Here is a 22,742-nt window from a genome sequence, read left to right on the forward strand (position 1 = left end):
CGCCCCGGCAGGTCACCGTCGTTCGGTGGCACGACGTCGGTGTGGCCGACCAGCAGCACGACCGGCCGATCATCCAACGGCCTGCCGACGACGAGCGAGTTGCCGATCCGGTCCACGTCCTCACCGCCGCGCTCGTAGCGCGCGGCGAGCCAGTCCGCGATCGGCTTCTCGTCGCCGGTGACGCAGGGCCGGTCCACCAGCTCGATCAGCAGTCGCACGATCCGATCGGTCGCTGCGCCCACCATCACGCCCCTGCCTGCGAGGCTCGCCCGACGAGTGCCCGCCGCTGTCCGGGAGGGAGGGTGGCCCGGTGCATGGTGGGTCGGTCGAAGCTCCGGGCACACACCGTGAGCGGGTCGACACGGCGACGGCGAGCCCTCATTCGCCGACGCCGTGCTCGCGAAGCGCGTCGTTGAGCGACGTCTTCGTGTCCGTCGAGCCCGACCGCTGCCCGACGATCAGTGCACAGCTCAGGTGGAACTCGCCGGCGGGGAACCGCTTGGGCCGGGAGCCGGGCAACACAACGGCGTTGGCCGGCACGCGGCCGCGGTAGGTGACGGGGTCGGCGCCGGTGACGTCGATGATCGGCACCGAGGCAGTGAGCCGGACCCCGGGACCGATCACTGCACCACGCTCGACCACGACTCCCTCGGTCACGACGCAGCGCGAGCCGAGGAACGCGTCGTCCTCGACGATCACGGGGCGAGCACCCGGCGGCTCGAGCACCCCGCCGATGCCCACGCCGCCGGCGAGGTGCACGTTGCGCCCGATCTGGGCGCACGAGCCGACGGTCGCCCACGTGTCGACCATGGTTCCGCCGCCGACCCACGCACCGATGTTGACGTACGACGGCATCAGCACTGCGCCGGCTTCGACGTATGCGCCGTGGCGCACGACGGCGGGGGGCACGACGCGCACGCCCGCCTGCTCGTACCCGCGCTTGAGGGGCACCTTGTCCCGGTACTCGTAGGGACCCACCTCGATGGTCTCCATGGACCGCTGGCGGAACGACAGCAGTACCGCGTGCTTGAGCCACTGGTTGACATTCCACCGCGACGCTCCGTCGTCGTCGGTGCCGGCCGGCTCTGCGATGCGCACCTCCCCACGATCGAGCAGGTCGAGCGCCGCGTCCACCGCATCCCTCGCCTCTGGGGTGTCGTGGCCGCCGTGGTCGTACGCGTCGTCGATGATCTTGCGGAGGGTCTCGAGCTCGCTCATGCGTGATCCAGTGCCTTTCGGTCCATGTCGGGTCATCGACGCTGGCGTGTCAGTGGCCCGGGAGACGCCCGCCGGCGATCGCGGCCGCCCAGGCGTCGACCGCGGCCCCGCACCCGGCTGCCGAGGGCACGAGCGCGAGCCGGAGCCAGCCCCGGCCGCCGCGCCCGAACGCCCGGCCCGGCGAGACGACGACACGTTCGCGCAGCAGCGCCTGGGCGTACGCCATGTCGTCGCCGCCCGGTGCCGCCATCCACAGGTAGAAGGTTGCATCGCTGCCGCTGACCCGCAGGCCTGCGCGGTCTGCGAACGCCAGGATGATCGCACGCTTGCGTTCGAAGATCTCCCGGCGGTCAGCGACGTGCGCGTCGTCGGACCAGGCCGCGATGGCGGCACGCTGCACGAACTCGGGGCTGGCGGTCCCGATGTTGGGTCGCAGGACGCGCTGGGCCGCGATCAGCCCGGCGTCACCGACCAGGGCACCGCTGCGGTAGCCGGTCATGCCGGAGCGCTTCGACAGGCTGAAGGCGACCAGCACACCGGATCGGTCGTCGCCGGCCGCCTGCAGCAGCGAGGCGGGTGGCTCGACGCCCGGCGGGTGGATGTCGACGTAGCACTCGTCGCTCGCGAGCACGATGTCGTTGCGCCGCGCCACGTCCAGATTGGCACGATGGAGGTCGAGGTTGACTGTCGCGCCGGTCGGGTTGTGCGGGTAGTTGACCCATGCCAGGCAGGCACGGTCCAAGCGGTCGCGCTCGAGCGTGCCGAGGTCGAGCCGCCATCCGTGGGAGGCATCCAGCGTCACCGGATCGCTGTGCCCGCCGGCGAACCGGAACCCACGCTCGTAGACCGGGTAGCCGGGGGTGCCCCAAAGCACGCTCGTGCGCTGACCGCCTGCGTCCAGCAGGCCGAGCGGCAGGTGGAAGATGGCCTCCTTGCTGCCGGCGGTGGGCAGGACCTCGCGGTCCGGGTCGACGTGCACCTTGAAGCGGCGCTCGACCCAGGTCGCGATGGCCTCGCGCAGCTCCGGCAGGCCCCCCGCCGTCGGATACTGGCTGATGGCGGACAATCCATCGACCAGTGCGCTGCGGATGAACATGGGGGTCGGCTCGGTGGGATCGCCGATCGAGAAGTCGTGCAGCGGTGCGCGGTCCGCGGCCAGCCTGCGCTTGAGGTCCTGGTACGCGGCCAGCGGATAGCCGCCCAGCTCGGAGAGGACGGGATTCATGTGGTTTCCTGTCCGGCGGAGCCTGTCCACACCTCGGTCGGGGACCGGGCTCCACGGTCACTGTCCAAGTGGGCCTCCCGCCTGTCGGCCACGGGGCCGGGCCCGGCGGAGCCGGTCCACACGCAGGTCCCTTGGGCCGGATGCCCTATGGTCCCTGTCCCAGCGGAGCTGGTCCCACACTGATCCGTGGAACAGGGCCGGGCCATGAAGTTTGTCTTGCCATCCAGCGGAAAGCATGCGATTCTACCGTGTTCGGGTAGACTATTTAGGTCGGGAACCTGACTTTCTTGGGCGAAAGTGCCCGCCAATGGGAACAACGTACCAGAGAAGAGTGTTGGACAGATTGTGAAGACGAGCACAAGGCGTAGAGAGGATCGCGCGATGGATGTCCCGGAGGACCTCCTCGACCTCTACTTCTCCGAGCTCGGTAAGGTCCGGCTGCTGACCGCGGAAGACGAGGTCAGGCTGGCCAAGACCATCGAGGCGGGACGCGAGGCGCAGGAGCGACTCGACAGCGGAGAAGTCACAGCGAAGAGCGAACGGCGCACCCTCGAGCAGCAGGTACGCGACGGTCAGGCGGCGTTCGACCACTTCGTGGCGGCGAACCTGCGACTGGTCGTCAGCGTTGCCGCGCAGTTCTCCAAGCGGTCGACCCTCGACCTCGGAGAGCTGATCCAGGAGGGCAACCTGGGGCTGCTGCGCGCGGTCGAGAAGTTCGATTGGCGGCGCGGGTACAAGTTCTCCACCTATGCGACCTGGTGGATCCGCCAGGCGATCCAGCGTGGCGTGGCGGGGTCGGAGCGGACCATTCGCCTGCCGGTCGCGCTCCACGACGCACTGGTCAAGGTGCGTGCGGCGAGCGCCCGCCTGGAGGCCGAGACCGGGCGCGAGCCGACGGTCGACGAGCTGGCGCAGGCGACACGGCTGACCACGGACAAGGTACAGCGTGCGCTCGAGGGCGACCACTCGATGACCTCGCTGGACCGGCCGGTCGGCTTCGACAGCGACGCCAGCGATCTCGGTGAGTTCGTGGCCGTGTCGGACGACTCGCCCGCCGACGAGGTGGTCGAGCGGACCTTCATGCAGGATCTGTTCGAGCTCGCACGCGACCGCCTGGACGACCGCAGCTGGTACGTGCTGCAGCGCCGGTACGGCCTCGACGGGCGCCAGACCCTGACCCTGGACGCCCTGGGCAGGGAGCTGAGCCTGTCGCGCGAGTCCGTCCGCAAGATCGAGAATCAGGCGCTGTCGCGCCTGCAGGAGGAGCTCGGCGTCAGCATCGCCGCCTGAGCGACCGCACCGCACCACACCGACGACCCGCGGCCCTTCGCCGCGGGTCGTCGCCGTCGGCGGACGATCCATGGCATCCTGCAGCGGATGCCGACCATCGCCGCGCCGGCGGGGCCGCCGCTGCACACCACGCTGCTGGCCTCCGACCACGTGCGCGTCGCCGACCGCATCGATCTGATCCCGATCACCGACCGCGCCCGCCGCGGGTCGGTCGCGACGCGGCCACGCCGCGGCATCGTGCGCCGTGCCGAGCCCGGCCCACACGGGCCGCTCGTCTACGACGCGACGCAGACCGGCGACCGGGTCACGGTGAGCGTCTGGGGACCGGAGGCGACGGCGCCGGAGGATCGCGCGGCGGCACTGGAGGCCGCCCGGGGGTGGATCGGGCTGCACGACCGGCCACCAGACCTCGCCGACGTCACGGCCGGGCATCGGGCGCTGCACCAGGCCACACTGCGGGTCGGCACGGTCCGGCTGTCGCAGCTGCCACGGGTGCAGGAGGCGGTGGGCCGCGCGATCCTCGGGCAGCTGGTGCAGGGCATCGAGGCACGCCGGTCGACCGCGCAGCTCGCCGCGCTGCGGGGCACGCCGGCCGGCGGCGACCTGTGGAGCTGGCCGACCGCGACCGCGCTCGGCCAGACGCCGGCGCACGCGATGCGCCGCTGCGGGATCAGCCTCAAGGGCGCGGTCGCCATCCACCACTGCGCGGTCGACGACCCCCAGCTCGAACGGGTCCGCGACGATCCCGGCCGGCTCGACCGCCGCCTGCGGGCGGTGCCCGGCGTCGGTCCGTGGACCAGCGCGGAGACGCGCTTCGCCCTGGGCGACCCCGACGCCGTGAGTGTCGGTGATCTTCATCTGCCGACCACGGTGTGCCACGCGCTGGCCGGCGCATCCGGCGACGCGTGCACCGACGAGCTGATGCTCGAGCTACTCGAGCCATACCGCGGGCAGCGCGGCCGCGTCATCCGGCTCGTCGTGCTCGCTGTCGGTCGGGGTCTGTTGCCACGCGCCCGTCGTCGGGCGCCGCGGGCCGCGCTGTCGGCCCACCGCTACTGGTGACGACCTGCTCGGCGCGTCGGGCGAGCGTCGTCGCCATCGTCGGGAAGATCATCCCGTGGAACGGGACGAGCACCCACCAGTAGAAGCGTCCGAGCAGGCCCTTGGGAACGAACAGCGCGCGCTGGTGCAGCACGCTGCCGTCGCCGTCGCCGACGATGCGGAACTCCAGCCATGCACGTCCTGGCAGGCGCATCTCGGCGAACAGCCGCACCAGGCCCGGGCCGTCGGCGTCGGGCCGGCGGACCGCGACCACCCGCCAGAAGTCGAGCGCGTCGCCGACACGCAAGACATCGGGGTCGCGACGTCCACGGCGCAGCCCGATGCCGCCGACGACGCGGTCCGCGATGCCGCGCAGCCGCCAGGCCCAGCCGTGGCTCGGCCAGCCCCGGTCGCCGCCGATCCCGCAGACCGCGTCGAACAGCGCGTCCGGCGACGCGGCCGACGCCGCGGTACGGGTGTCGGCGTACATCGTCCCACCACTCCAGTGCGGATCGCCGGGATCCGGTTCGGCTGGTCCGCGATCGGCCAGGTCGGCCTCGCGCCACGACGTCTCGACCTCACGGTCGCGGACCCGCGCGAGCGCCAGCCGCAGTGCGCGGCGGTAGCCGATGCGCTCACCCGGCACCAGTTGCTCGATCGCGGTCGTGCCACGCTCCGCGACCGCGTCAACCGTGAGGCTGTCCACCAGTGGCCGCGCGATGGACGCCGGCACCGGGGTCACGAGCCCGACCCAGTGGCTGGACAGCCGCGGCGTCAGCAGTGGCACGCCGACGATGATGCGACGCGGCAGCTCCGCGACCTCCGCGTAGACCCGCATCATCTCGCGGTATGTCAACACATCGGGCCCGGCGATGTCGAAGGTGTGGTCGTCGCCGTCGTCGACGGCCAGCACGCCGATGAGGTAGTGCAACACGTCACGGATCGCGATCGGCTGGACCCGCGACTCGACCCACCGCGGTGTGACCATCACCGGCAGCACCTCGACAAGGTTGCGCAGCATCTCGAACGACGCGCTGCCCGAGCCGATGATCACCGCGGCACGCAGCACCGTGATGGGCGCGGCGCCCTCGCGCAGCACCTCACCGACCTCGGCACGGCTGCGCATGTGCTCCGACGTCGCCCCGCTCCCGGTCAGCCCGCCGAGGTAGACGATGCGCCGCACGCCCGCATCGGCCGCGGCGCGTGCAACGGTCCGGGCGATGCGCCGGTCGCGCGCGGCGAAGTCCGCACCACCCCCCATCGAGTGGACCAGGTGGTAGACGACGTCGATGTCGGCGAAGGCCGGGCCGAGGTCGTCGGGGTGGAGCAGGTCGCCACGCACCACCTCAGCGCGGTCGACCCATGGCGTGTCGCGCAGCTTCGCAGGGTCACGCGCCAGGCACCGGACGGTGTGGCCCGCGTCGAGCAGGCGGGGCACGAGGCGACCTCCGACGTAGCCGGAGGCACCCAGCACGAGCACCCGCAGCGGTCCCTGCACGAGGCAACGCTATACGCTGGGGTGTCTGGATACCGTCGGCGCCACTCAGGGCTGACGCGTTGGCCTACCGCTGGCGCTGCGCGAGGCACCCACGCGTGCCTACCGCTGGCGCTGCTCGAGGCACGTCTGCACGTAGGCTGGGGAGGCGATGGCCGATGACCCGTACCGCGTCCTCGGTGTCGAGCAGGGCACCGACATCGCACAGATCCGTCGGGCGTACCTCGCCCAGCTCCGCGCGAACCACCCTGACGTCCGCCCCGGCGACGCCGCCGCGGAGGAGCGCACGCGCGAACTGAACAGTGCGTGGGAGCAGGTGCGAACGCGTCACGAGCGCACCTCATCGGGCCCTCGTCCACCCCCGCCGCGCACCCGCCCGACCGCTGCGGCCTACTCGCACCACCAGCGCGACTTCCGCACCGCGTTCACCACGGCGACGCTACGGGTCGCGCTGATCGTCCTGGCGCTCGGCCTGGTGCTGGTCGCGTTCGCGCGCTGACGGGCTGGGGGCGCGCGCTATCCCAGGCCCAGCACGTCGTCGCCGCCGTCACCGGGCGTCGCCATGTCGACCGCGTGCTGGAGCGGGCGGAGGAACGGCAGCGCCGCCGCGTCGAGCTGCTCGGTCGGGCTGAACTCCCCCACCCGCCCGTCCTGCAGCGGCGCAGCGGTCACCCACGTGCCCCGCTGGCGCGCCCCGTAGGCCACCACAATGACGTCGACCGCGCCGTCGTCACCGGCCACCAGCTCGGCCTCCGCGATGAAGCCGAAGCATGGGGCGTCCGCCGGGACCATCCTGTCGGCGGCGAAGTGGGACAGCACGAGGTGGCGGTCTTCGTCTGCGTCCGGGAAGCCGTCGAGCGTCGCGATCTGCGTCTGTCCGGGCAGTGGCAGGACGACGGCCGAGGGCACGGGTGAGCCGTGCCGCGCGACGAGGTCACGGGCGGCCTCCTGGCACAGCTGGCGCAGCTCGTCCAGTGTCACACGTGCACCTCGTCCAGCGCGGTGCGCAGCCGCCTGATCGGACCGTCCAGGTTGCGCTCGGCCGCAAAGCGGTCGGCGGCCGCATCGTCGCGCTCGCCCGGCTGTCGTACGAGCTCGACGTCGGTGCGCAGCGGCACCACGTCGCGCATCGCCTTGACGTATGGCGCGGCGTCGCGCAGGCGCTGCCCCAGCCTGGGCGTCTGGGCGTCGGCGTCGTCGATGAGCGCGGCGAGCGTGGGGTACCGCTCGATCAGCCGTTGCGCGGTCTTCTCGCCCACTCCGGGGACGCCGGGCAGCCCGTCGGACGGATCGCCGCGCAGGATCGCGAAGTCGACGTACCGCTCGGGAGCCACGGCGTAGTGCTCGCGCACGGTCTCGGCGTCGAAGATCCGCAGCTCCGAGACGCCGCGCAGGGTGTAGAGCACCCGCACGACCGGGTCGCGCACGAGCTGGATCAGGTCACGGTCGCCGGTGACGATGTCGACCCGGTCGGGCTCCTCGACGTCGGCGCACAACACGGCGAGGGCGTCGTCGGCCTCCCACCCCGGCGCCTCGACGCACTCCTGGCCGAGCGCGGCAAGCACCTGCCGGACCAAGGGGAACTGCTCGGGCAGGCCGTCGGGGTCAGGTGCCCGGTCGGCCTTGTACCCGGGATACGCGGCGACCCGCCCCGCGGGACGCCAATCGGCGTCGAAGACGTGCATGACCTGTGTGGGCCGATGGTCGGTCACGAGCCGGGCGGTCATGTCCAGGTAGCCGCGCACGGCGTTGACGGGCCGGCCGTCGTCGTCGGTGATCGAGTCGGGTAGCGCGAAGAACGCGCGGTACATGAGGCTCGACGTGTCGAGCAGCAGTAGACGTCTCATCACGCGTAGCCTAGGCGTCCGCGTGGGATGGTGAACCCGGACCCGCTCCACCGTCCCCAGAAGAGGTGTGCCGTGACCGACGTGCTGCTGTGGATCTCGGGAGCGTCGTCGGGCATCGGGGCGGCGCTCGTCGAGACCGTGCCCTACGACGACGTCCACATCATTGACATCTCGCGCTCCGGCGGCACCCCCGGCACAGAGCACGTGCCCGCGGATCTGGCCGATCCGGCCGCGTGGAGCGCGATCGATGCCCACTTCCATGCCCGCCTCGAGCACTTCAACGGCCGGCATGTGACGTTCGTGCACGCCGCGGCGGCGCTGCAGCCGATCGGCTTCGCCGGTGAGGTCGACCCGGTGGCGTACCGACGGACCGTGCTGCTCGACGCCAGCGCGCCGCTGGTGCTCGGCGACGCGCTGCTGCGGGCGCTGGAGGCGTCGTCATTCGACGGGACCGCCGATCTGGTCTTCATCTCGTCGGGGGCCGCGGGGCGGCCGATCGAGGGGTGGTCCGCATACTGCGCGGGCAAGGCGGGCCAGGACATGTGGGTGCGCACCGTCGGAGCCGAACAGCAGCGCCGCGGGAAGGGTCGCAGGCTGCTGGCGATCGCGCCCGGCGTCGTCGCGACGGCGATGCAGGAGCAGATCCGCGCGACCGACGAGCACGACTTCCCCGACGTCGGACGGTTCCACCGGCTCCACGCCGACGGCCAGCTGCTGGACCCGCTCGACAGCGCCCACCGGGTCTGGGCCCTCGTCACCGGCGATGCGGCTTCGGGCGCGGTGCTGGACGTCCGCGACCAGTGAGCACGGCCGACGCGGCGCTGCCCGACGCCTTCTTCGTCCCCGACGGCGAGCTGTTCATGGGCACGGCGGCGACGGCCGGTCCGTGGGACCAGCGCAGCATGCACTTCGGCCCGCCGGCCGCGCTGCTCGGTCGCGCCGTTGAGCACCAGCCTGCGGCCACGTCGCGTCGCGTCGTGCGCGCCACCTTCGAGATCCTGCGTCCCGTGCCGGTCGGCGCCGTGCGGGTCCGCAGCAGGGTCGTGCGTGCCGGCGGACGAGTCGACCTGGTCAGCGCCGTGCTCAGCGCCGACAACGGCACCGAGCTCGCCCTGTGCCGCGCCTGGCGCATCCGGGAGCACGAGATCGACCTGCCGTCGACCAGCGGGTCAGAGAGCGCCGCACCGGCACCCGCCGTACCCGGAGACGGGCGCACGACCAGCTTCTTCGAAGTGACCGCGGACGTCCACTACGGCACTGCGATGGACACGAGGTTTCTCGCGGGCGCGTTCACCGAGCCTGGTCCGGCCGACGTGTGGATGTGCATGCGCATCCCGCTCGTCGCCGGCGAGACACCGTCGCCGCTGACCAGGGTGCTCGTGGCCGCCGACTCCGGCAACGGCGTGTCGGCGATCGCCGATCCGCGGAAGCTGCTGTTCATCAACCCCGACCTGACGGTCCACCTGCACCGGCACCCGACGGGCGAGTGGGTGCGTCTGCGCGCCCGGACGGTCATCGATCGCCTCGGATCGGGCCTGGCGACTTCCGACCTCTCCGACGCCGAAGGGCCCATCGGGATGGCCCTGCAGAGCCTGTTCGTAGACGATCGCGGCTGACCGCGCACGGATCGGGTGCGGTCCACTCGGGTGCGGTCCACGCGATGGGTGGGGACCGGCCCGGGCGAGCCACCGACGTCGATGGCGTCGTCCGACCGCCTGACGGACCGTCACCACAGGAACCGCCGCTGCTAGGGTCGACGGCATGACGGACCGGCGGATGACGGCCAGCCAGCGGCGCAGCCAGCTGCTCGACGTTGCCAAGGAGGTCTTCGCCGAGCACGGCTACGACGGCACGAGCGTCGAGGAGATCGCCGCACGGGCATCGGTCTCCAAGCCAGTCGTCTACGAGCACTTCGGTGGCAAGGAGGGCATCTACGCCGTCATCGTGGACCGGGAGAGCACACGCCTGCTCGAGATGATCACCTCGCGGCTTGGCCCCGACATCGGCGCACGGGAGCAGATCCATGCCAGCGCGCTCGCCTTCCTCGACTACATCGAGGCCGACCCGGCCGGCTTCCGTGTCCTCACCCGGGACTCACCGGCCCGCCTGGGCGGCGGTGGCATGGCGCGCCTGCTCGGCGACGTGGCCGACAAGGCCGAGGAGCTGCTGCGTGGCTTCTTCACCGGGTCCGGCGTCGACCTGGAGGCCGCACCCCTGTACGCCCACGCGCTCGTCGGGATGGTCGTCCACGTCGGGGGGTGGTGGTCTGACGAGCGCACACCGTCCAAGGAGCGCGTCGCGACCTACCTGACCGCGCTCGTGTACCACGGGCTGCACCGTCTCCCGCGTGACCCAGCGAGCATCCCGCTGCGACCTTCCGCGCGCGTCCGCTGAAGGACCTGGCCCGCTCGCTTCGGAACCGGCTACGTCGGTCCGGCCTGCGCCGCAAGGGCCACACTGTGGCCACCAACGGGTCCGACCCGTTCCGTTACGGCCCCGACTACGGCCCCGACGTCGGCGAGCTGCAGGTGACCGTCGTGGCCGCCGCCAAGTGGAGCTGACCCACGACGTGCTGGCGCGACACCGATCAGGCACGTGCGGTGGCGCGCTCACGGCGGGCCGCTCGCTTCTCCTCGTACCGCGTGGCCTGCGCATCGAGCGTCGACAGGAACGCGCCCAGCTCCTCCCGGGCCTGCTCCGCCCGTGCGTCCAGCCCGGTCACGTCGAACAGCTTCAGGTGGCGCAGCAACGGCCAGACGATGTCGTCGTGGTGCACGCGCAGATCGTAGATGCCGGCCTCAGCGATCTGGACCGACATGCGACGGAAGTCGTCCATGACTGCGCCGGGCATCTCGAAGTCCTCGATCTCCGCCTTGACCGCCTCCACGACCGCCGACGGGTTGACCTGCATGGCCGCGGTGAGGACGTCGCGGTAGAAGACCATGTGCAGGTTCTCGTCGGCCGAGATGCGCGCCATGATGCGGTCCGCGACCGGGTCGCCGGAGTAACGCCCGGTGTTGCGGTGCGAGATCCGCGTGGCGAGCTCCTGGAACGCCACGTACGCCATGCCCCGCAGCGTGTCCTTGTTGTCGGTCTCGTAGCCGTCCTCCATAACCTGCATACGGCCACGCTCGAGTGCGACGGGGTCGACGTTGCGGGTCACGACCAGGTAGTCGCGCAGCACGATCGAGTGCCGGCCCTCCTCGGCGGTCCAGCGGTGCACCCAGTTGCGCCACGCGCTGTCGGTCTGCCCGAACATGCGGTAGACCTCGCGGTGGTAGCTGGGCAGGTTGTCCTCGGTCAGCAGGTTGACGAAGAAGGCCGTCCGGGCGACGCCGTCGAGCCGCGGCTGGTCCGGAGTCCACGGCTCCTTGTCGAAGTCCCGCCCCTCGCTGTAGGGGACGTACTCGTGTGGGAACCACTCCTGCGTCATCGTCAGGTGACGGTTGAGGAGCCGCTCGGCCACCGGTTCGAGCTCGGCGAGCATCTGGGTCTCGTCGTACCTGGGGACATGGTTGCTCACGAAAACGACTCCTCGTGGTCTTCGGGATCTGGCGTGGCCGGTCGACGGCGTGCACCGAACGCTCCATCGACGTAACCTACGCTTGCGTAACCTACGCCACCGTAGGTCGGCGGGCCGGCGTCCGCAAGCCGCCGGCTGTGATCCGGGTGGTGATGGAGCGATCCCGGGCTTACCCACGCGTCCTGCGGCGGGTGCGGTGCCCACAGTGCAGGCAGACGTGCCACAGCGCGTCGCCGTCCTGGTCGAGGACGCGCCGTCGCGGTTGCATGCGACGCAGCGCGTGGCCGACGTCCACAGGCCGGGCCGGCGTCCGCCCGACCACTCCGTCGCCCGCGACCGCTGACGCCGTAGCTGCGCCCGCAGCGCGCGCAGCCACGCGCCGATCAGCACCGCCACCAGCACGGCCGCCAGCAGCATCGTCCACTCCCCTGCGTTCCGAGTTCCAGACGGACCTGCCGACCCCGGCGGCAGCCGGTCACCACCGACGTCTAGGATCCACTCGCATGGAGATGGTGCCCGACACGACCGTCGTCACACGCCGATGACCGCCATCGAGATCGCGGGGGGCGATCCGCTCGACCGGCCGGCCGGCACGCTCGTGGTCGGGGTGTTCACCGGCGGCATCGAGGGACCGGGCGTGGCCGCCGTCATCGGCGGCCTCGGTCTGCCGTCGCTGCCGTTGACACCGTCGTTCCGGGGCGACATCGGCCAGCACCTGCTGCTGGCCTCGCCCGGGCTGCCGTGCGCGACGGTGCTGTTCGTCGGTCTGGGCCGCATGGTTGCTACTGACGCCACGCGCCTCCGGGAGGCTGCACGGGTGGCGGCGTCGACCGGAGCGTTGTCCGGTCACGTCGTGACCACCCTCGCACTGGTGCACCCCTCCGCCGCGGCCATCGGTGCCGTCGCCGAGGGGTTCCTGCTGGGCGCCGCCCATCGGACGCGGCTCGGCGGGGAGGCGCCGGGACGGCCTGCCGTGGATCTGGTCACGATCCTCGCACCGACCGCCATGCGCGCCGACGGCGAGCATGCGGTGCGTCGCGCGAGCGCCACGGCCGCCGCCACCCTCGCCGCACGCGACCTCGTGGACGTACCCCCCAACATGCAGCCGCCGGCGGTGCTCGCCCGCCAGATCATCGACCTGACGGCAGGCGTCTGCGGCGCCGACCTGCACCACCAACCGGCACTCGAACGGGCCGGCTTCGGCGGGATGATCGGTGCGGGACAGGGCGCCGGGCACCCACCGTGCCTGCTGGAACTGCGGTACGAACCGACCGACCCGCTGGGCCACGTCGTGCTGTGTGGCCGCGGCACGACGTTCGCGTCGGGAGGTCTGGGGCTGCGCCGCGACCACACGATGACCACGGCCAAGGCCGACATGGCGGGTGCAGCCGTGATCGCCGCCGCGTGCGCCGGCCTCGCCGCGCTCGACGTGCGGGTGCGCGTCACGGCGCTCCTGGGCCTGGTCGAACGCATGCCCGGCGGAGACGCCCAGCGACCCGGTGACGTCGTCACGACACGTGGCGGAACCACAATCGAGGTGACCAACGCCAACGCCGACGCCGTGCTGGTCCTCGCCGACCTGGTCGACCTGGCCCGTGCCTACGAGCCCGACGCGATCGTCGACATCGCCACTGTCGGCGGCGGCACCGCCACGGCGCTGGGTCGTGACGCCGGTGCCGTCATGGGCACCGACGACCGCCTCGTCCACGACCTGCTCGCGGCCGCGGACACGGCCGGCGAGCCCCTGTGGCGCCTGCCGCTGTGGGACCACATGGACCGCGTGCTGACCTCTCCCGTCGCCGACGTCGTCAACGACAGGCGCACCACCGGCGGTGCCGCCATCGTCGCCGGGCTGATCCTGCGCCGTGTCGCCCGGGACGTTCCGTGGGCCCACATCGACTGCGGCGACGCTGCCTTCGTCCCGGATCTGTCGGACGACGACCACGGCCGGCGACCCGGTGCGACCGGCTACGGGGCGCGGACGCTGCTCGCGTGGCTCGAGCACCGCACCACGTAGGCATTCCGCACCCGTCGCGGCAGACCCACTGGCTGGGGACCGTCCGCTCACGGACCCCCTACGCGGCCTGACGACAGGCACGCGAACACAGCGCGCGAGCCGAGCTCCCAGCATCCGATCGGGGTGCCGCACCGTCGGCAGGGCACGCCGGCGCGCTGGTGGACGTAGCGGCGCTCGTCGCGCCGCAGCCGTGACGGCGGCGCGACGAGCGGTCCGAGGGTGTGATCGTGATGATGCGCCCGCGACGTTCTCCGTCCGATCAGCAGACTGCGCAGGACGCCAGAGCTCGTCGAACGTGTCGCGGTCGATCCTCCGGGCCGGGCGGTTCGGGACGACCGGTAGAACGGGTGCTTGCCGTGCGCCTCGACGTCGCGGACGCGCGCGCCGTCGACCCGTATCGCGCTTGCCGCGAAGCGGCCCTACGGCGACCAGGCCGCAACCCGTCGGTCGACGAGCAGGGCGCGGAGCAGCCGCGCGCAGCGATGGACCGTGTGGCCTCAGGCATCCGGCGCGTCAGGTCGCGTGATCGTGAAACCAGCGCAGGACGAGCTCGCGGGCCGCTTTGGCCTCGTCGAGGCGGCGCACCGGCGTCGTGCGCGGCGCCTCGTGCAGCAGGTCCGGGTCGTCCGCCGCCTCCGCGACCGCCTGCGCCAGGGCCTCGGCGAAGCCGTCGAGCGTCTCGGGAGTCTCGGTCTCGGTCGGCTCGATCATCAACGCCTCGTCGACGATCAACGGGAAGTAGTTCGTCGGCGGGTGGTAGCCGAGGTCGATCAGCCGCTTGCAGACGTCGAGCACCCTCAGGCCGTGCTCCTTGACGGCGCTGCCTCGCAGCACGAACTCGTGCATCGGCGGGTGCTGCGGGTACGCCAGCGGCAGTGCCGCGGTGGTCCGGTGCGCCAGGTAGTTGGCGTTGAGCACGGCCTTGGCGCTCATCGACGCCAGGCCGTCGCCGCCGTGGCGCTGCAGGAACGACAACGCGCGCAGCAGTACGCCCGTGTTGCCGTGGAAGCCGTGGACCCTGCCAATCGACTTGGGGCGGTCGGTGTCGAACCGGTAGCTGACGTGCGGGCCGTCGTCGGCGACCACTACCGGCGCCGGCAGGTAGGGAGCCAGCGCTTCGCTGACGACCACCGGTCCGGCACCCGGACCGCCTCCACCGTGGGGGGTCGCGAACGTCTTGTGGACGTTGAGGTGCACGACGTCGAAGCCCATGTCACCTGGCCGGACCCGGCCGGCGATGGCGTTGAAGTTGGCTCCATCGTAGTAGAGCAGCCCTCCGGCACCGTGGACCGCTGCGGCGATGCGCTCGATCTCGACCTCGAACAGGCCCAAGGTGTTCGGGTTCGTCAGCATCAGCCCGGCGGTGCGGTCGTCGCTAAGCTCCTCGAGCGCGTCGACGTCGACCAGCCCGTCGTCGCCCGACGGCACCGTCATGGTGTCGAAGCCGGCGATCGTGGCGCTCGCCGGGTTCGTACCGTGTGCCGAGTCCGGGATGATGATGACGTTCCGGTCGTCGTCGCCGCGGTCCTCGTAGTACGCGCGGATCAGCAGCAGTCCGACCAACTCGCCCTGGGCCCCCGCAGCGGGCTGGAAGGTCGCGGCGTGCAGGCCCGTCAGCTCCGTCAGCCAGCGCTCCAGCTCCCACAGCGCGCCCAGGGTGCCCTGCACCGCGCTCGCCGGCGTCCAGGGGTGCGCGTCGCGATAGCCGGGTAGGCCCGCGATCCGCTCGGCGACCCGCGGGTTGTACTTCATAGAGCAGGAGCCCAGCGGGTAGAAGCCCGCGTCGATGCCGTGGTTGCGCTGGGACATGCGCGTGAAGTGGCGCACCAGGTCGAGCTCGGCGACCTCGGGCAGTGCCGGCGGGTCGTCGGCGAGCTCCACGCCATCGAGCGCCTCCGCCAGATCGATGTCGTCGACGTCGACCGTCGCGAGCTCGCTGGCCCGTCGGCCCGGACGTGACACCTCGAACAGCGTGGGCTCGGTGGCCATCTGTGGGCCCATGACCGTCATGCTCCCCGACCTCCCGCGCCCGTGATCGTGGCTTCCTTCATCTGCCGCTCGAAGGCGGTCGCCAGACCCGTGATGTCGCCGGTCGTGCGGCGCTCGGTCGCCGCGACCATGAGCAGCGACCCCCCGGCGCGGACAGGGTCATCGACGACGGGACCGACCAGGTACCCCTCGTCGCACAGGGCGCCGACGAGCGCGACGACGTCGACGCCGCGCAGGCGCAGGGCGAACTCCTTGAGGAACGGGCCACTGAACGCGAGCTCGACGCCGTCGATCGCTGTGAGCCGGTCGGCGGTCACCCTGGCACGGCGCAGGCAGCCCATGGCCAGCTGGCGCAGGCCCTGCGGGCCCAACCAGGCCAGGTACACGGTGGCGGCGACGGCGCTGAGCGTCTGGTTCGTGCAGATGTTGCTGGTCGCGCGTTCCCGTCGGATGTCCTGCTCGCGCGTGCGCAGGGTCATCACGTAGCCGGGGCGCCCATCGGCATCGACGGTCTCGCCGACCACGCGCCCAGGCAGCCGTCGCACGTGGTTCGTGCCACACGCCAGGAATCCGACCGTGGGACCGCCGAACTGCAGGCCCTGGCCGAGCGACTGACCATCCCCGACGACCACGTCCGCGCCCTGCGCGCCCGGGGTCGCCAGCAGTCCCACCGCGGTCGGCTCGAGCTTGACGATCAGCAGCGCGCCCGCGGCATGCGCCGCCTCCGCGTGCGCCCGGAGGTTCTCGACCACGCCGACCGCATTGGGCTGCGACACGACCACGGCGGCGACGTCGTCACCGACCTCGGCGAGCGACGTCGTGCCGGTGGTGGCATCGACACCGATGCCACCGACGGGCCGGCGAAGGGGGTGCGCGTAGGTGCCGATGACCGTGCGGGTCGGTGCATCGACCGCGCCGGACACGAGCAGACCCTTCCGCCGGGTCACCGCGCAGGCCATCGCGGCCGCCTCGGCGACCGCACTCGCGCCGTCGTAGAGGCTCGCGTTGGCCACCGGCAGCCCTGTCAGCTCGCAGATCATCGTCTGGTACTCGAACAGGATCTGCAGGATGCCCTGACTGACCTCGGGCTGGTAGGGCGTGTAGGACGTCAGCAGCTCGCCGCGCTGCAGCACGGCGTCGACGACCGACGGCACGTAGTGGTCGTAGGCACCACCGCCCGCGAAGCACACGAGGTCGGTGCGGTTGCGGCTGGCGAGCCGGGCCATCGTGCCCAGAACCTCGTCCTCGCTGCGCCCCGGGGGGAGCTCGAGCGACGTGTTCACGCGCAGATGGTCGGGGATGTGCGCGAAGAGGTCGTCGAGGTGCTCGTACCCGAGCTGGTCGAGCATGTCGGCGATGTCCGTCGCGGTGTGCGGTGCGTAGTCGGCCACGGTCGTCCTGCCGTCCCTCGGCGGGGACCCACCCCCGCCAACCCGGTCATCACACCTTGCCACACGCCGGGGTGGTACGGCGGCGCCCACGTCAATGGCGCAGGTGTGGTCCGTAGTCTACGACGGCCGGCTCAGGCCCCACCGCCGCCGCTCGCTTCAGCCGGGGGCTCCTCGGCGGACGGCGCCGAGACGACCGGCTCGGCCGGAAGCGCGGTCACCTCGGCCTCCATCTCGTCGTACAGCGGATCGACCGCGATGGCGAACACGCCCTGCCCGCGGGCGAGCAGGTCGACCACGTCGCTGGCGTCGGTCCCGGCGTAGACCGTCTCGCCGTCGCTGGCAAGTGTGAGGTTCCGCAGCGACAGGCCGCGGTCGCGCACGTAGTCGATGGCGCGGCGGATGCGCTGGAGGCTCACGCCGACGTCGAGGAGCCGCTTGACCAGTTTCAGGGTGACGATGTCCTCGAACGAGTACAGGCGCTGCGAGCCCGATCCCACGGCATCACGGACACTGGGTTCGACCAGGCCGGTCGTCGCCCAGTAGTCCAGCTGCCGGTAGGTGATGCCGACGACACGGCACACGGCGGGACCGCGGTACCCGCGGCGACCCTCGTCGAGCCCGGGCAGGCGGAGTTCCTGATGCGTGGGACCTGAACGCGACGCGTTCATCGGGTCCGCAACGCCGGGGAAACGAGGTCCATGCCACCATCCGTTTGGGGTCTGGGCCGACGCCGGCCCACGAGGCTCGTGGGAACCACGCCCACGATCGTCCGTGTCCGGCGGAGCCGGTCCGCCAGGTGCTCGTGGGACCAGGCCCCACGAAGGCCACATCAACGTGACGTTCACATCAACGTAGTTACCACAGCCTCAGCACGGTACCGAATGGTCACACGTGCCGTCAACAGCTTCCTCGACGACACGCGGGAACAGAGAATCGCGAGACCCTCTGTCGTGCGCTGAATGCCCGACCACGTTGTGACCGGCGGACGGTGCTCAGGTGCGGAAGTCCTCGGGGCTGATCGAGTCGATGAACTGCTTGAACCGCTCGACCTCCTGCTCGTCCTCGTCCTCGATCTCGATGCCGGCCTCGGCCAGGACCGCCTCCTCGGCGAAGATCGGGACCGATGCGCGGACGGCCAGGGCGATCGCGTCGGACGGGCGCGAGGAGACCTTGACGGTCCGTCCGCCCTGCACGAGCTCGATCTCGGCGTAGAACGTGCCGTCCCGCAGCTCGGTCACGACGATGCGCTCGACGTCGACCGACAGGTCTGCCAGGACGTTGCGCAGCAGATCATGGGTCAGTGGGCGCGGCATCGCGACGCCCTGCAGGGCGAAGGCGATCGATGTCGCCTCGGGTGCGCCGATCCAGATCGGCAGGAACCTGAAGCCGGTCTGCTCCTTGAGGAGCACGATCGGCTGGTTGTGAGGCAGCTCGACCCTTACACCGACCAGCTCCAGCTCGATCAACATGCACGTCCTCGGTCAGCCAGTGGCGGTGCCTGATCCCGGTCCGTCGAAGCCGGTCCTACGTGCTCGTGGACCGGGTTCCGCCGTCGTCGTCCTTCGGCGACGCCGGCCTCCTCGTCGTTCTGGAACAAGGCCCACCGAAGTTTATTGGCGCTCGGTCCCACCCACAATGCGTCAGCCGCCCGTTCGGACCGTGGTGCGCCGTGGGGTGGCACGTACAAACGCCCGGACGGCGTCTTCGACGGCCGCCCCGGCCGCCCCCGCCGGTGCCATCGTCGGGGGAGAATCGAGCGGATCGGCGGACTCGATCGTGGCGGTGTCGACGACCTTGCCATCGACGACGAGCTCCGCACGCCCCAGCCGCGTGCCTTCGGCGATCCGAGACGGCGGCGTCGGCAGCAGGAACGACCTGACCCGCACGGTCCCAGCGACCGGGACGGTGTGGGGGGTGGCGTCGACGATGCGCAGTGGGACCGCGCCGGCGGCCGTCCGGTACACGCCCGCGGCGACGTCGTCGGCGCCCATGACGGTGAAGTCCTCGAAGGCGTGGTCGAGCAGGACCGTCGTGTCTGCGAACGTGTCATCGCTGTCGAGGACAGCGGTGTAGTAGGTCCGGCCGTCTCGCGTCGCGCTGCCCACGAGGCAGAACCCGGCCAGTGCGGTGTAGCCGGTCTTGACGCCGTTGGCACCCCGGTAGTGGGCGAGCAGCAGGTTCCGGCTGGTCAGCGTCCCGAACCCCGGCACGTCGGCGCGGTACGTCCCGACCAGGTCGGGGAACCCGGGCAGCGCCATCGCGGTCTGCGCCAGCTGGGCCAGGTCGGCCGGGCTGGCGTGGTGGGCAGCGGAGTCCGACAGGCCGGTGGGGTCCAGGAACTGCGTGTCGTCGAGGCCCAGCTCGCGGGCGCGGGCGTTCATCGCGGCCACGAACGCGTCCTCGCTGCCGGTCACGTGCTCGGCGACGGCGGCCGCGGCGTCGTTGCCGCTGCGCATCATCAGCGCCGTCAGCAGGTCGCGCATGCCGACCTGCTGACCCGCGCGCAGGTTCAACGTGGCAGAGCCCGGGTCCGCATCGGCGGCCGCCGCAGCCGCCGACACCGTCACCGTGTCATCGAGCGTCCCGGCCTCGACGGCGAGCAACGCGGTCATGATCTTGGTGGTCGACGCCATGCGCCGCGGCCTTGACGGAGCCCGTGCCCAGAGCACACGACCGTCCAAGGGATCCCACAGCACCGCACCGGCAGCCGTCACCTCGTCGGCCGGGGCCGTCTGCCCGGTCGCGGGACCGACCGGTACGGCCACGAGCGCCAGGGCAACCAGGAGCACCACCGGCAGGCGCCGGTCCGCCACGGCTGACCTGTGACCCGCCACTACCCGCCGTGGACGGTCCGGCGCAGCGCGGACGCGAGCAGGGCGCGCTTGAGCCTGCCAGTCAGCACGGTCAGCTGCTCGAGCTGCTCGGTCGCCCGTTGGCGGGCCTCGGGGTTGCGCTGACGCAGCAGCGGCGTGACGACCTGCTCGAACAGCGAGACCTCGCGGTCGACGAACTGCAGGTACATGCGCAGATGACGTGGCTCGAGGCCCATCCTCAGCAGTTCGCGCGCCGCCCTGGACACCAGCAGGTCGGCAGCGCCGAAGCTCGTCGCGCCGGTGTCGGGACCGATCAACCCGTACTCACGCAGGCTGCGCACCTCGGTCGCGGTCAGGCCTGTGGCATTCGACAGCTCGTCGACGCTCAGCGCGACGCCACTGCCGTCGGGCTCGAGCAGGTGCTCGGCGTCGGTCGCCATCGCCGCCTCGAGCGCCTGCGCGACCTCCGACATGCGCAGAGGCATCCCGAGCGGCATGCCGCCCTCGGTGTCGGTCGTGGGGGTGGTGGGCACCTCGCCCGCGTCGAGCCGCTCGAGCTGCTCGCGGATGACCTTGAGAGGCAGGTAGTGGTCGCGCTGGGCCGTGAGGATGAACCGCAGCCGGTTGACGTCGTCGTCAGAGAACTTGCGGTAGCCCGAATCGGTGCGGTCCGGAAAGACCAGGCGCTCGCTCTCGAGGAAGCGGATCTTGCTGATCGTGATGTCCTCGAAGTCCTCCTTGAGCTGGTTGAGGACCTCGCCGATCGTGAATCCGGTCGCCACGATCTACCTGGCCGTCCGGACCTACGACGAACGCTCGGCGACGAAGGCGAGAAGCTTGAACTTCCCGATCTGGATCTCGTCACCGGTCGCGATCAACTGGTCCTCGGCACGCCTGCCACCCACGTACGTGCCGTTGAGGCTGCCGACGTCGTGGATCCAGAAGCGACCTTCCTCACGCCGGAACTCAGCGTGGCGTCGCGAGACGGTGATGTCGTCGAGGAAAATGTTGCTCTCGGGGTGGCGCCCGACCGTGACCGTGTCGCGGTCGAGCAGGAACCGCGCCCCCTGGTTTGGGCCACGTACGACGACCAGCAGCGCCGTGGACGGGTCGAGCTCGGACAGCAATGCCTGGGCGTCCTCCCCGACATCCCCTGCGTCGACCCCGTCCGGCAGGTCCTCCGGCCGCATCATGCCGGTTGTGTGGTCGCCGACGTCGGCGAGCGGACGCCCGCAGTTGGCACAATAGTTGGCGTCCTCGGGGTTCTGGTGACCGCAGTGGGTGCAGTACATCCGTTCCATCACGACGATTCGATCAGCTTGTCGTAGTCGGCCGCTGAGAGCAGATCGCCGGTCGCCGCGTCCTCGTCGGCCTCGATCACGACCATCCAGCCCTGGCCGTACGGATCGGAGTTGACCAGCTCCGGCTGCGACTCCAAGGTCTCGTTGCGCTCGACGATCGTGCCACTGACAGGGGCGTACAGGTCGGACACGCTCTTGGTGGACTCGACCTCACCGAACGGCTGGCCCTGCTCGACTCTGGTGCCGCTGGCGGGCAGGTCGATGTAGACGACGTCACCGAGCGCCTCCTGCGCGTAGTCGGTGATTCCCACGGTGAGGCGTCGTCCTTCGACCCGCGCCCACTCGTGTTCATCGGTGTATCTGAGCTCCTCGGGGTTCACTGCGCCTCCTGCGTGTACCTCATGCGAGCGCTGATGCTACCCGTTCGATGACCGTCCGGTTGAGGTTGATCTGCAGCCTACGACCCCGGCGGCCTGTGCTGTCAACCACTACGGTGGACACATGTGGCATATGACTGCCAGGTGACCCAGCACATCGCGACGCGAGGTCGGGCGTCCGGCCCGCCGGTGTGGTGCGCGAGGTCAGTCGGTGCGCGCTCTGCGGATGGCCAGAGCGACGCGACAATACCGCGCGGCGGCCGTGTAGTAGGCGGTGATCCCCGCCACCGTGGTGATCCAGGCGAAGACCCGGACGACGTCGGCGTCAGCCCAGTCCACGCCCGCGAGCAGGAACGCGGGGATGCCGATCATCAGCAGGGCGGTCGCCAGCTTGCCGGTGCGGCTGACCGGGATGGGTGGGACCCCGCCGAACCAGGCGAGGCTGACGCCCAGGACGACGACGTCGCGTACGAGGATGAGCGCCAGCAACGGCCACGGCAGCAGCCCGGCGAGCAGCAGCGTGATCGTGGTCGTGGCCAGCAGCAGCCGGTCGACGAGTGGGTCGACGAGCTTGCCGATCCGGCTGACCTGGTTGAACCGCCGGGCCACGTACCCGTCGATCCAGTCGGTCGTGGCGATCGCGACCAGCACCCAGAACGCGGCCAGGTACTGCTCGCGCCACAGGACCAGCCACGCGAACAGGGGCAGGCCGGCCAGGCGCACCGCGGTGATGAGGTTCGGCGCAGTGAGGAGCCGGTCGTGGACCAGCTCACCGCCCGCGTCGGGCCGGCGTCCGGCATCGAACAGCGGCACGTGCGTCATCCTTCGCTTGGCGCGTGCCTCAACGCTACCCGCGCCCACCGCGGCGCGACCCACACCCCGAACTCACCGACACCACCCCGACCCACCGACACCACCCCGAACTCACGGACGACACCACCCCGAACTTCGCGTCGGAAGGTGCGGAGCGAAGTTCGGGGTGGTCCAGCAGAGTTCGGGGTCGTGGGGGTGCGCGCTGGCGGGGGTAGGGGCGTCGCGCTACGCTGCCTGCGCAGGCCGCGGTCGCGTGGTCTGACGGGATGTGGCCCAGTTTGGTCTAGGGCGCCGGTCTGGGGGACCGGAGATCCCCGGTTCAAATCCGGGCATCCCGACGCATCACCGCAGGTGAGAGCGTCGCGGTCGACGACCACCGAAGCTGCTGCTACCGGATTGCTA

General features: G+C 71.2%; 23 protein-coding genes and 1 tRNA gene. 8 read left to right on the forward strand and 16 right to left on the reverse strand.

Annotated features, from left to right (window positions below; translation table 11 throughout):
- The 3 genes from VK923_09265 to VK923_09275 all read right to left on the reverse strand — a co-directional run.
- A partial coding sequence (locus VK923_09265) for a hypothetical protein (protein ID HSJ44856.1) occupies nt 1-218 on the reverse strand: 218 nt, incomplete at its 3' end.
- A gap of 160 nt (nt 219-378) precedes the next feature.
- Nucleotides 379-1,218, reverse strand: a complete 840-nt coding sequence (locus VK923_09270) for a 2,3,4,5-tetrahydropyridine-2,6-dicarboxylate N-succinyltransferase (GenBank protein HSJ44857.1) — start codon at nt 1,216-1,218, stop codon at nt 379-381.
- 49 nt (nt 1,219-1,267) lie between these two features.
- Nucleotides 1,268-2,443 (reverse strand): aminotransferase class I/II-fold pyridoxal phosphate-dependent enzyme, encoded by a 1,176-nt coding sequence (locus VK923_09275; protein ID HSJ44858.1) that lies wholly within the window; start codon nt 2,441-2,443, stop codon nt 1,268-1,270.
- A gap of 381 nt (nt 2,444-2,824) precedes the next feature.
- On the opposite strand from VK923_09275, the gene VK923_09280 reads away from it, so the two are divergent.
- Together VK923_09280 and VK923_09285 are read left to right on the forward strand one after the other, a co-directional pair.
- Entirely contained in the window at nt 2,825-3,733 is a 909-nt protein-coding gene (locus VK923_09280; GenBank protein HSJ44859.1) for a sigma-70 family RNA polymerase sigma factor, read from the forward strand.
- An 87-nt stretch (nt 3,734-3,820) separates the two neighbouring features.
- Entirely contained in the window at nt 3,821-4,795 is a 975-nt protein-coding gene (locus VK923_09285) for a hypothetical protein (protein HSJ44860.1), read from the forward strand.
- Here the strand turns inward: VK923_09285 and VK923_09290 are convergent.
- A complete protein-coding gene (locus VK923_09290; protein HSJ44861.1) occupies nt 4,698-6,272 on the reverse strand; it encodes an SDR family oxidoreductase in 1,575 nt (524 codons plus the stop codon). The genes VK923_09285 and VK923_09290 overlap by 98 nt on opposite strands.
- A gap of 148 nt (nt 6,273-6,420) precedes the next feature.
- Here VK923_09290 and VK923_09295 point away from each other — a divergent pair, with 148 nt between their 5' ends.
- A complete protein-coding gene (locus VK923_09295) occupies nt 6,421-6,768 on the forward strand; it encodes a J domain-containing protein (GenBank protein ID HSJ44862.1) in 348 nt (115 codons plus the stop codon).
- A gap of 17 nt (nt 6,769-6,785) precedes the next feature.
- On the opposite strand, the gene VK923_09300 is transcribed toward VK923_09295, so the two are convergent.
- Both VK923_09300 and VK923_09305 read right to left on the reverse strand, forming a co-directional pair.
- Entirely contained in the window at nt 6,786-7,250 is a 465-nt protein-coding gene (locus VK923_09300; protein HSJ44863.1) for a hypothetical protein, read from the reverse strand.
- Complete coding sequence (locus VK923_09305; GenBank protein HSJ44864.1) at nt 7,247-8,116, reverse strand: 5'-3' exonuclease; 870 nt, start codon at nt 8,114-8,116, stop codon at nt 7,247-7,249. The genes VK923_09300 and VK923_09305 overlap by 4 nt, the downstream gene beginning before the upstream one ends.
- Nucleotides 8,117-8,188: 72 nt before the next feature.
- Between VK923_09305 and VK923_09310 the strand changes: the two genes are divergently transcribed.
- From VK923_09310 to VK923_09320, 3 genes are all read left to right on the forward strand, one after another.
- Nucleotides 8,189-8,920: an SDR family NAD(P)-dependent oxidoreductase gene (locus VK923_09310; protein ID HSJ44865.1), complete on the forward strand. Its 732-nt coding sequence runs from the start codon at nt 8,189-8,191 to the stop codon at nt 8,918-8,920.
- Nucleotides 8,917-9,732, forward strand: a complete 816-nt coding sequence (locus tag VK923_09315; protein HSJ44866.1) for a thioesterase family protein — start codon at nt 8,917-8,919, stop codon at nt 9,730-9,732. The genes VK923_09310 and VK923_09315 overlap by 4 nt, the downstream gene beginning before the upstream one ends.
- A gap of 160 nt (nt 9,733-9,892) precedes the next feature.
- Nucleotides 9,893-10,510: a TetR/AcrR family transcriptional regulator gene (locus VK923_09320; GenBank protein ID HSJ44867.1), complete on the forward strand. Its 618-nt coding sequence runs from the start codon at nt 9,893-9,895 to the stop codon at nt 10,508-10,510.
- A gap of 193 nt (nt 10,511-10,703) precedes the next feature.
- On the opposite strand, the gene VK923_09325 is transcribed toward VK923_09320, so the two are convergent.
- On the reverse strand, nt 10,704-11,639 hold the full coding sequence (locus tag VK923_09325; protein HSJ44868.1) for an acyl-ACP desaturase: 936 nt from the start codon (nt 11,637-11,639) through the stop codon (nt 10,704-10,706).
- A gap of 541 nt (nt 11,640-12,180) precedes the next feature.
- Here VK923_09325 and VK923_09330 point away from each other — a divergent pair.
- Nucleotides 12,181-13,656, forward strand: coding sequence for a M17 family peptidase N-terminal domain-containing protein (locus tag VK923_09330; GenBank protein ID HSJ44869.1), 1,476 nt, complete (start codon nt 12,181-12,183; stop codon nt 13,654-13,656).
- A 513-nt stretch (nt 13,657-14,169) separates the two neighbouring features.
- On the opposite strand, the gene gcvPB is transcribed toward VK923_09330, so the two are convergent.
- The 9 genes from gcvPB to VK923_09375 all read right to left on the reverse strand — a co-directional run bounded on the left by gcvPB (nt 14,170) and on the right by VK923_09375 (nt 22,340).
- Nucleotides 14,170-15,666: an aminomethyl-transferring glycine dehydrogenase subunit GcvPB gene (gene gcvPB, locus VK923_09335; GenBank protein ID HSJ44870.1), complete on the reverse strand. Its 1,497-nt coding sequence runs from the start codon at nt 15,664-15,666 to the stop codon at nt 14,170-14,172.
- On the reverse strand, nt 15,663-17,036 hold the full coding sequence (gcvPA, locus tag VK923_09340) for an aminomethyl-transferring glycine dehydrogenase subunit GcvPA (GenBank protein HSJ44871.1): 1,374 nt from the start codon (nt 17,034-17,036) through the stop codon (nt 15,663-15,665). Before gcvPA ends, gcvPB begins: the two co-directional genes overlap by 4 nt.
- Nucleotides 17,037-17,167: 131 nt before the next feature.
- Nucleotides 17,168-17,704 carry a MerR family transcriptional regulator gene (locus VK923_09345; protein HSJ44872.1) on the reverse strand — a complete coding sequence of 179 codons (537 nt, stop codon included), beginning with the start codon at nt 17,702-17,704 and terminating at the stop codon, nt 17,168-17,170.
- A 324-nt stretch (nt 17,705-18,028) separates the two neighbouring features.
- Complete coding sequence (locus tag VK923_09350; GenBank protein HSJ44873.1) at nt 18,029-18,505, reverse strand: bifunctional nuclease family protein; 477 nt, start codon at nt 18,503-18,505, stop codon at nt 18,029-18,031.
- A 171-nt stretch (nt 18,506-18,676) separates the two neighbouring features.
- Complete coding sequence (locus VK923_09355) at nt 18,677-19,849, reverse strand: serine hydrolase (protein HSJ44874.1); 1,173 nt, start codon at nt 19,847-19,849, stop codon at nt 18,677-18,679.
- A gap of 20 nt (nt 19,850-19,869) precedes the next feature.
- Nucleotides 19,870-20,631: a MerR family transcriptional regulator gene (locus tag VK923_09360; GenBank protein HSJ44875.1), complete on the reverse strand. Its 762-nt coding sequence runs from the start codon at nt 20,629-20,631 to the stop codon at nt 19,870-19,872.
- A 21-nt stretch (nt 20,632-20,652) separates the two neighbouring features.
- Nucleotides 20,653-21,150 (reverse strand): FHA domain-containing protein, encoded by a 498-nt coding sequence (locus VK923_09365; protein HSJ44876.1) that lies wholly within the window; start codon nt 21,148-21,150, stop codon nt 20,653-20,655.
- On the reverse strand, nt 21,150-21,530 hold the full coding sequence (gcvH, locus tag VK923_09370) for a glycine cleavage system protein GcvH (GenBank protein ID HSJ44877.1): 381 nt from the start codon (nt 21,528-21,530) through the stop codon (nt 21,150-21,152). Before gcvH ends, VK923_09365 begins: the two co-directional genes overlap by 1 nt.
- A 201-nt stretch (nt 21,531-21,731) precedes the next feature.
- The gene (locus VK923_09375; GenBank protein HSJ44878.1) at nt 21,732-22,340 is read right to left on the reverse strand and encodes a CDP-alcohol phosphatidyltransferase family protein; all 609 of its coding nucleotides are present in this window, start codon (nt 22,338-22,340) and stop codon (nt 21,732-21,734) included.
- 262 nt (nt 22,341-22,602) lie between these two features.
- Between VK923_09375 and VK923_09380 the strand changes: the two genes are divergently transcribed.
- Nucleotides 22,603-22,678 (forward strand) — tRNA-Pro (locus tag VK923_09380).
- The last annotated feature ends 64 nt before the right edge of the window (nt 22,679-22,742 follow it).

It is taken from the genome of Euzebyales bacterium (assembly GCA_035461305.1).
Classification (GTDB): Bacteria; Actinomycetota; Nitriliruptoria; order Euzebyales; family JAHELV01; genus JAHELV01.